This is a genomic window from Cyanobacteriota bacterium, assembly GCA_025054735.1.
Taxonomy (GTDB): domain Bacteria; phylum Cyanobacteriota; class Cyanobacteriia; order SKYG9; family SKYG9; genus SKYG9.
The window spans coordinates 1-4518 of record JANWZG010000338.1 but is presented as its reverse complement, the minus strand read 5'-3'; the positions used below and the strand labels follow the sequence as shown (position 1 = coordinate 4518).

Here is a 4518-nt window from a genome sequence, read left to right as displayed (position 1 = left end):
TGACGAGGATAGAGGGCATCACGAGGACGGTAGTGGGGTTGCTGACGGATAATCGCGTTGGGTTCTGCGGTGATGACAAACGACTGACGCATCAGGTAATTAGCAATCTTAATGGGATTAGCCTCCGCTAGGGGCAACACCTCAAAAATGAACGTATCAGGAATACCTGCTAACGGCTCACGTAGACTTAGTCTTAGGGCATCGGCGATTGCTGCTGCTTGATGTGCCCCCTCTGGAGTAAACTGCACCGTTAATTCATTGGTGACATAAACAGACGACCCAGGCGAAGTCTGCAATTGGTACACGTGGCTAACAAAATTGACTCCAGGCAGGGTGCGAACTTGGCTCATGATTCGCTCTAGGGCGGCTGGATGGGTCACAAATTCTGTCAGTTGAGCAGGGGCAATTCCCTGGGTTGCCCGCATGGCTTGACTTTGCATGAGGCGATTAATGACGGCAGGTATCCCCTGTACCACAAAGCGATCGGGCAGTTTAGTTAAAAGCAGTTCTTCACCACCCCGTTGCAGCACTAGCCCTGCTCGATCGGGAGCAACCCCTAACTGTTCCCTAGTTGCTTGGTTACTCGTTGCCTGGTTAATGTTGGACGGTTGAGAACTAGAATTAGGCTGGTTAACTGACACAAACTCTCCTCAACCTCGTTCAGCGTTAGCGACTGCAAGCGTTAGCAACACAATTCCATCCGTCAGCATGACAGACTCTAACCTGTATCACAGACTATCTCCATCCGTCAGCATGACAGACTCTAACTTGTATCACAGACTATCTCCATCCGTCAGCATGACAGACTCTAACTTGTATCACAGACTATCTATCTCCAGAATACTTAGGCTGCTTGCTCACAACTAAAACTGGGGAGACAGGCTCATCCCATCTCCCCAGCTTCATACCTGTAAACCCAGGATAGGACAACCTACCCAGTAGGTATTGGTTTGTAAGGTATCTATTTGTAAAGTTCAGTGGCCAACCGAAACGCCAAGAAGCCAGGGAATAGTGCTAGCAAAAGTGCTACGAAGACTTGAGCATCTGATAGAGGCATATCTATAAATTACTCCCAACAAGTAAAGGAACCGACTATCACTTTCCGACAATTTGACCGATCGACGATATAGGTTGTTATAAGTTTTAACAAAATGTGGGCATTCTACAAGTCGTCACTTGCTATTTCTCGCTGTTTAGCTGTGAATGGTTGCAGCCTTTGGTCAATATAGCCCAGCAATGCCCGGAAGTCCTTCTCGGTTTGCAGATGTTCTAGCTCCACTGACTGTTGCTTGGCCACGATCATCAACTTCGGAAACGGCTTCTTGACAAACAGCGTTGCCTTAATATCCTCTATGGAAAAGCTGACTGTCTGAGCTTGGCTAATGGGCACAATCAAGCTATTCCTGCCAAAGTTCAGTTGGGTCGGGTTGGTTAGCAGTGCACCTTGACGAAAGATAATAGCCATACCAGCAAAAATACTGAGCATATCCCACCATCCTAAGCTGGGCAACAGGACTCTAATCATGTTGGAGAAAGCAGCGTCTTCTGCCCCAGGCAGGATTGGGATTATCATTGCCATCATGCCACCGATGCGAAATAAAATACCCATCATCAGCAGCAAAAACAGTGGAAAGCCTCCCCGTTGCAGCATTAGCCCAATTAATAGTCCTATGCGGCTGCCATCCCATTGATAGGTGACTTGCCACTTGTAGTCAGTCTTTTTAGCTTGGACAGTTTTAACCGTTTGGGCATGACGGATCAGTACCTCTAGGGGAATGATTTGAGCAGCGTAGGGATTAGTTCCTTCGCTAAAGGCAAACTTGGTGGGCACTCCAAATTCGTTAGCGAGCCTGCTGGCTAGAGCAAGGGCTTCATGGGCTGTTGTTTCTTCATAGAGGCGTAGAGCAGTTCCCTGCCGCAGAATTAGCCTGACCTGCCACAACAGCAATACCACATCGGCGAAGGCTCCACCCACTAGGGGAACGTTGAGAATCGACAGTTGGGCAATATCCCCAGGCTTGAACTGTTGACGCTGGGGTGGTTTATTGGGCTGGGTGAGTTGCCATGTGACGAGATCTCCAGCAGGGTTTATGTCGAGGGTAGTGCTGGCAATTGTACTGGCATTGAGATACTGTTGCCGTGCCCACCAACGATCAGCAAACCATAGCCCGCTTACCCCTGGCACTAACAAGTAGCTGAAGTCCTTAAGGTAGTAAGCTAATAGGCTAACGCCTAGAAAACTAAGTAGCACAATAGGCCAGTGGATAGTCCCAATAATGGGATTGCGACTCGCCAACTCTGGCCAAACTAAAACCAGCAGGCGATTATAGCAGGCTTGAAAAAAATGCTTGAGCTGGGCGATCGGTGCGAACACCACTGGGTAAATGCCCTGATCTAAATATCGCAGTTGCCCTTGAATCACCATAGCGCTTAACCCCCTTGCTCTAGGTTTGCCGTTAGCTAGCTCATCCCACTGCCATCACACTATGCAGACAAGCCATCCATTACCGCCTACAATTTATGCGGTGATCATGCGATGAATGCCTATAGCCTATCGATTTCTCTCAGTATTGTCATCTCTCGTATTGTGCCATTCTGGTGAAACTATCATGATTCCTGAGTTGTATACCCTAGATGCACTATGCCAGCTAGTTACCCAGAATCCAGATGCGTGGCGGCCAATGGTGTTTACCTGCGGCTGTTTTGACTTGATTCACGCAGGCCATGTGCGCTACCTACGATCGGCCAAACTATTAGGACGTTCTCTAGTTGTTGGGTTAAACACCGATGCATCGGTTCGTGCCCTCAAGCCTCAAAAACTAGGCAACCTCACTCGCCCCATCACGCCAGAAATGCAGCGGGCAGAGGTTATTGCCGGATTAAAACCTGTTGATGCCGTGGTAATGTTTGCTGAATTGACGGCAACTAGTGTGATTCAAGCGCTTCAGCCCGACATCTATGCTAAGGGCGGTGATTATCGGGTAGAGACACTGCCTGAGGCACCAGCAGTATTGGCCTATGGGGGGAAGATTGAGCTAATCGCCATTGAATTACCAACCTCCACAACTGGAATTGTGAAAAAAATTGCTGAGGCAATCTAAGGCGATCGGCATCAGGAATCTTAGACCTGCGATCGGTAGCACTACCCAGTCATTTTTACAGGCTCGTTTATGAGACACTATCTGCTCAAAAGAGCTACTCTAGGCTGGGTAGTTGCCGCAATACTGTATGCCGGGTTATTCCTAATCACTTTGCAACTGGCCTATGCTGGTAAGCTGCCGCCCATTATTCAGCAAATTCCCTTCTACGATAAAATCGGCCATGTGTCGATATATGCGCTGGCAACCTATCTAGGTCAACGAGCACTGAGCCTTCGTCAGATTACCGTACTCAGCCAGCGACTACCACTGTGGGTGACGTTATTTGTTGTGTTCACAATTGTTGAAGAAGGCATTCAAGCCTGGTCACCAAACCGCACCGCTAGCACTATCGACTTGGTATGTAGTTTATTAGGAATTGCGCTGGGCTATGGGTTGGCTGAGCATGGACGCACTAAGATGAACCTATGACAAGGTGTTCTTTTCGCTTAGGCTGCGCGGTGTGGGCACATCGGCCTTGGGTGGGCACCTTTTACCCACCAGGTAGTCGTCCCAGTGATTTTTTGCGGCTCTATAGCCATCGGTTTTCAACCGTGGAGGGCAACACAACATTTTACCAGGTACCTGATCGTGCCACCGTGCAGCGTTGGGCAACGGAAACTCCGCCGGGCTTTGAGTTTTGCCTAAAGTTGCCCCGCGACCTAACCCATAGGGGCTTGTTACAACCATCAATTCCGGGTGTGTGGAGGTTTTTAGACCAGACACAGGCACTCGTCGATCGGCGTGGCCCCCTGTTTGCCCAGCTTCCCCCAGACTATTCACCAGCCCTGCTAGATGATCTGATAGGGTTTCTCACAGCATTTCCTCGACAGCAGGTGCCCCTAGCCTTGGAAGTGCGCCATGCAGACTGGTTTCGAGAACCACATCGCCAGAGATTATCGGAAGTGTTAACTAACCTAGGAGTGGGACGAGTGCTGCTCGATTCACGTCCCGTTTATAACAACAGTGATGACCCCCAATGTGCCTCGGAGCGTAAAAAGCCAAAGGTGCCCTTGCAACCAGAGGCAACTGCATCCTTTGTGTTAGTCCGGTATATTAGCCATCCCGATCAGGCCGTCAATCAACCCTACATTGAAGGCTGGGTAGATCAACTGGCTGACTGGCTCCAACGGGGAATTCGGGTTTACTGGTTTGTCCATTGTCCCCTAGAGGAACGATCGCCCACTAATGCGCTAGCTCTACAAGCAGTTCTGGAAGACCGGGGCCTGCCGGTGCCCAAGCTACCGATTACTAAGCTTGCTCCAGAGCCAACTCAACTCAGCCTCTTCTGATACCCAGCAGCAATACAATCTGCTAGGCAGGAACCAATTGCAGATCAGGTCGCTCTTCTGGCACAATTGATCCCTCAACGGGACAAACC

6 protein-coding genes are annotated in these 4518 nt (G+C 49.7%); 3 read left to right on the top strand and 3 right to left on the bottom strand.

Translation table 11 applies throughout. The features are described from left to right. The 3 genes from NZ772_14525 to NZ772_14515 form a co-directional block, all read right to left on the bottom strand. Positions 1-641: peptidase S8 (locus NZ772_14525; protein ID MCS6814766.1), on the bottom strand; the 641-nt coding region annotated here is incomplete at its 3' end. A gap of 320 nt (positions 642-961) precedes the next feature. Then, entirely contained in the window at positions 962-1057 is a 96-nt protein-coding gene (gene psaM / locus NZ772_14520; GenBank protein MCS6814765.1) for a photosystem I reaction center subunit XII, read from the bottom strand. Positions 1058-1162: 105 nt separating this feature from the next. Continuing rightward, positions 1163-2425: a hypothetical protein gene (locus tag NZ772_14515; GenBank protein MCS6814764.1), complete on the bottom strand. Its 1263-nt coding sequence runs from the start codon at positions 2423-2425 to the stop codon at positions 1163-1165. A 184-nt stretch (positions 2426-2609) separates the two neighbouring features. On the opposite strand from NZ772_14515, the gene NZ772_14510 reads away from it, so the two are divergent. From NZ772_14510 to NZ772_14500, 3 genes are all read left to right on the top strand, one after another. Further along, the gene (locus NZ772_14510) at positions 2610-3101 is read left to right on the top strand and encodes an adenylyltransferase/cytidyltransferase family protein (protein ID MCS6814763.1); all 492 of its coding nucleotides are present in this window, start codon (positions 2610-2612) and stop codon (positions 3099-3101) included. Positions 3102-3170: 69 nt separating this feature from the next. Beyond that, entirely contained in the window at positions 3171-3569 is a 399-nt protein-coding gene (locus NZ772_14505) for a VanZ family protein (protein ID MCS6814762.1), read from the top strand. Beyond that, complete coding sequence (locus NZ772_14500; GenBank protein ID MCS6814761.1) at positions 3566-4429, top strand: DUF72 domain-containing protein; 864 nt, start codon at positions 3566-3568, stop codon at positions 4427-4429. The genes NZ772_14505 and NZ772_14500 overlap by 4 nt, the downstream gene beginning before the upstream one ends. The last annotated feature ends 89 nt before the right edge of the window (positions 4430-4518 follow it).

Bases quoted from the DNA above. Each gene is read 5' to 3' on its own strand.
- psaM (MCS6814765.1), bottom strand. From the start codon at position 1,057: ATGCCTCTATCAGATGCTCAAGTCTTCGTAGCACTTTTGCTAGCACTA.
- NZ772_14515 (MCS6814764.1), bottom strand. From the start codon at position 2,425: ATGGTGATTCAAGGGCAACTGCGATATTTAGATCAGGGCATTTACCCA.
- NZ772_14500 (MCS6814761.1), top strand. From the start codon at position 3,566: ATGACAAGGTGTTCTTTTCGCTTAGGCTGCGCGGTGTGGGCACATCGG.
- NZ772_14505 (MCS6814762.1), top strand. From the start codon at position 3,171: ATGAGACACTATCTGCTCAAAAGAGCTACTCTAGGCTGGGTAGTTGCC.
- NZ772_14510 (MCS6814763.1), top strand. From the start codon at position 2,610: ATGATTCCTGAGTTGTATACCCTAGATGCACTATGCCAGCTAGTTACC.